General features: G+C 64.1%; 4 protein-coding genes. All 4 read right to left on the bottom strand.

What is annotated here, in order from left to right; genetic code table 11:
* A partial coding sequence (locus tag WBQ44_RS04970) for an ABC-F family ATP-binding cassette domain-containing protein (RefSeq protein ID WP_495565626.1) occupies positions 1 to 1,436 on the bottom strand: 1,436 nt, incomplete at its 3' end.
* 93 nt (positions 1,437 to 1,529) lie between these two features.
* Positions 1,530 to 2,621 (bottom strand): glycerate kinase, encoded by a 1,092-nt coding sequence (locus WBQ44_RS04975; protein ID WP_495565627.1) that lies wholly within the window; start codon positions 2,619 to 2,621, stop codon positions 1,530 to 1,532.
* On the bottom strand, positions 2,618 to 3,451 hold the full coding sequence (locus WBQ44_RS04980) for a sugar phosphate isomerase/epimerase family protein (protein ID WP_495565628.1): 834 nt from the start codon (positions 3,449 to 3,451) through the stop codon (positions 2,618 to 2,620). Before WBQ44_RS04980 ends, WBQ44_RS04975 begins: the two co-directional genes overlap by 4 nt.
* A partial coding sequence (locus WBQ44_RS04985; protein WP_495565629.1) for a DUF993 family protein occupies positions 3,451 to 3,689 on the bottom strand: 239 nt, incomplete at its 5' end. The genes WBQ44_RS04985 and WBQ44_RS04980, both read right to left, overlap by 1 nt.

Consider the following 3,689-nt stretch of genomic DNA (forward strand, 5'->3'; position numbering starts at 1 on the left):
AGGTCGAGGTGGTTGGTGGGCTCGTCGAGCACGATGACTCCGACACCGAACAGTAGGCACTGGGCCAACGCGACGCGTGCCTTCTGCCCGCCGGACAGCACACCGATCCGAGTTTTCAGGTCCATCTCGCTGAACTGCAGAAGCGTCAAAAAGCGATTGACTTCCTTTTTCGTTGCGGTCAGAGCAAGACTGTCGGGCATGGCATTGACGGAGTGCGTGACGGTGTCGTTCGGGTCGAGGTCTGCCAGCACCTGGTTGTAGTAGATGAAGGCCGGCGCCTTGGTCTTCCACTTGATCTTTCCGGTGTCCGGTTTTTCAGCCTCGGTGAGGATGTCCACCAGCGTGGTCTTTCCGCAGCCGTTCGGCCCGGTGATGGCGATGCGGTCCCCACGGTGCACCGTGAACGACAAGTCCGCGAAAAGCTGTTGTTCGCCGTAGCTCTTCGATATCCCGGCGATCTCGGCAAGGTTGTCGTGGACGTGGAGTCCGCCGTAGATTGCGGTGACGACGGCGTCGACGGGCCGCGGGTTCTTGCTCTTCTTGATGTTCGCAAGTCGACGCTTGAGTACACCGCTCGGGTTCTTGACTGCTTCCTTCCGGTCGCTGATCGCTTCCTGCTCGTACGCAAGTAGTTGTTGCTCGTTGCTGAACTCGCGTTCGAGGTTCTTGAGCCGAAACTGCTTCTGCTGCACGTACTCCGAGTAGCTACCGTCATACGTCTGCAGGTGGTGGTTCTCGATCTCGACGATGCTGGTGACAACTTGCTCGAGAAACGCGCGGTCGTGCGAGACGACGAGCAAGGCGCCGCGGAAGTCACGCAACCACCGTTCTAGCCACGCGATTCCGGCGACGTCGAGGAAGTTGGTCGGCTCGTCGAGCAGCAGGACGTCTGGCGCCTCGATCAAAATCTTCGCGAGCGCTGCTCGGTTTCGCCATCCGCCGGAAAGTCGGTCGACGGGCAGTTCACGCCGCTCCGCGTTGAACCCCAGCATCGACAGCACGGTGTCGATGCGCTGGTGGTAAGTCCAGCCGCCGCCGTTCTCCATCGCATCGAGCAGTTCGGCTTGGCGGTCGACGAGCTTGTACATCTGCTTTTCGTCGAGATCGCCTCCGAGCGCTGCTTCCACCTCGGCTAGCTCGGTCTCGATGGCGTGAATCTTGGTGAACAGCGCTTCCAGTTCGGCTTGAATACTTCGGTCGCCCTCGAGCTCGGAGAACTGCGAGAAGTAGCCGATGCGCGCGCCCTCGGTGACATCGACAGTTCCGGAGTCGGGGGTCTCCCGCCCGAGGAGCAGCTGCAGCAACGTGGTCTTGCCGGTGCCGTTACGGCCGATGAGCCCGATGCGATCACCGTCGGCGAGCTTGAAGAACACCTCGCGCAACATCACCTTCCCGTCGTATCCCTTGGCGACGTCGTTCAGGCGAATCCAACTCAACGAAAACAACTCCTGGGAGTGAGGGGGCGAGGCGTGCCCACTCTATGCGGCTGCGCCACCCGTGCACGGATGGTGTGGTCCCAACAGCACTTTTCACACACGGGTGGGAACCGCACCCGCCAGACGCCTCCCTGCCTCCACCAGCCACGCACGCGTGTCGCTCATTGCTGCCTCCGAGCTACCGGCGATCTCGCAGAGCGACAAAGTCTCGACCTCCATCTCGTGCGCGACCTGGCCCGCGACGACGGCGACCCGCACACCGGACGCCTGACACGAACCCACCACGTGGCCGACGAGTTTGCCGGTGAGCGAGGTTCGGTCGAACTTGCCTTCCCCGGTCACCACGAGGTCGGCCGTCGGGGTGGCGTCTGCGAGCCCGGTGAGCTCTGACACGCGCTGGGCTCCCGGGGCAATATGGGCACCCCACGCGCACAGTCCGAATGCGGTCGCTCCTGCTGCGCCGACGCCGGGCGTGTCGGGATCGGCGACGAGTCCCGCCCCGGCCAGCAACTCGGCCCATTTCGCGAGAGCGGCATCGAGTACCTCGACGTCGTCGGGCGAGGCCCCTTTCTGCGGTCCGAAGACGTGCGCTGCGCCGGACACCCCGCACAGCACGGCCGAGGTGTCCGTCAGCAATTCGACGTCCGCGGGTGCGGACATGAGCCCACTCGGGTCGACGGTTGCCGCTGCGATGAGTCCGGTCGCTCCTTCGGGAACGTCCGCCCCTGCTGCATCCAGTACGCGGAGGCCGAGCGCACGCAGGACGCCGAGACCACCGTCCGTCGACGCCGAACCACCCAGTGCGATGGACAGGCGGTCCGCCCGAGCCGCAGCGATGACTTCTCCGAGCCCCCGCGTACCGGCACCGAAGGCGTCCAACTCGTCCATCAGCGCGATCCCGGATGGTTCGGCCAGTTCGATCATCGCGCGGCCGTCGGCGAGTGTCAGCCACCGCGCGTCGACGGGTCGGCCATCCGGTCCGTGCACACTTCTCGCCACCGACCAACGCGATCCTGGCGTGCACGCTGCCAGTACGTCGAGCGTGCCCTCTCCCCCGTCCGCCTGGGGCATCAGCACGAGCTCGTCACCGTCTCGTACCGATGCCCATCCGTCCCGCAATGCCAGGGCAGCATCGACGGATCCGATGGTGCCCTTGTAGGAATCCGGAGCAAAGAGGATTTTCATTCGAGCAGTGTAGGCAGGACTAGGTCGCGGTAGCGCTCCTTCATGGTCTCGAGCACCGCGTTCCCGTCGGTGTCCCACACCTTCTGGTTGAAGATCTCGACTTCGACGTCACCGCGATATCCGGCTCGTCGAACCCAGGTGCCGATCGTGCCGAAGTCGATGACTCCGTCACCCATCATGCCGCGGGACAGCAGAGGATCGGCTTCCATCGGCACGAGCCAGTCGCACACCTGGTAGGAACTGATGCGGCCACGTTCTCCCGCCGTCTCGATCAACGCTTCGAGATCGGGATCCCACCAGACGTGGAACGTGTCGACGACGACGCCGACTGCTTCGGCGGGATGCGGCTCGGCCATCGACAGTGCCTGTCCCAGTGTGGAAATGACCGCTCGATCAGCCACGAACATCGGATGCAGCGGCTCGAGTGCGATCCGCACTCCCCGCTCGAGGGCGTACGGCACGAGAAGACCGAGCCGTTCTTCGACGCGCGCCCGTGCCCCGATGAGGTCGCGATCCGGGATTCCGCCCATCACCATGACCAACTCGGGCGCCCCCAACTCGGCGGCCTCGTCGAGGGCCCGGCGGTTGTCGTCCAACCCGTCGTCGTCGATTGCGGTGAGGAATCCGCCGCGGCACAGACTCGAGACCCGTAATCCCGCGTCGGACACCAACTTCGCCGCCTGCGGCACGCCGACCTCCTGGACGCGATCGCGCCACGGACCGATCGCACCGAGTCCGGCGCGCGCGGCACCGTCCACGGCTTCTCTCAGGGTCCAGCTGTTGACCGTCTTCGTGTTCAAAGACAATGCAGCGTAGGGATTGTCCGTCATCACGATACTCCGTTCAGTTCGAGAAACAGTCCCATTCGGTGAACGGCCAATGCGGGGTCGGACAGCAGTCCCGCTTGATCGGCCAGCACGAACAGTGTCGTGAGGTGCTCTACGCTGCGGCCGGTCGCCAGTCCGCCCACCATCGAGAAGCCGGATTGCTTTCCGTTGAGCCACGACAAGAAAGCGATTCCCGTCTTGTAGTAGTAGGTGGGTGCGGCGAAGATGTGGCGTCCGAGTT

It is taken from the genome of Rhodococcus sp. (in: high G+C Gram-positive bacteria) (assembly GCF_049591685.1).
Lineage (GTDB): Bacteria > Actinomycetota > Actinomycetes > Mycobacteriales > Mycobacteriaceae > Rhodococcoides.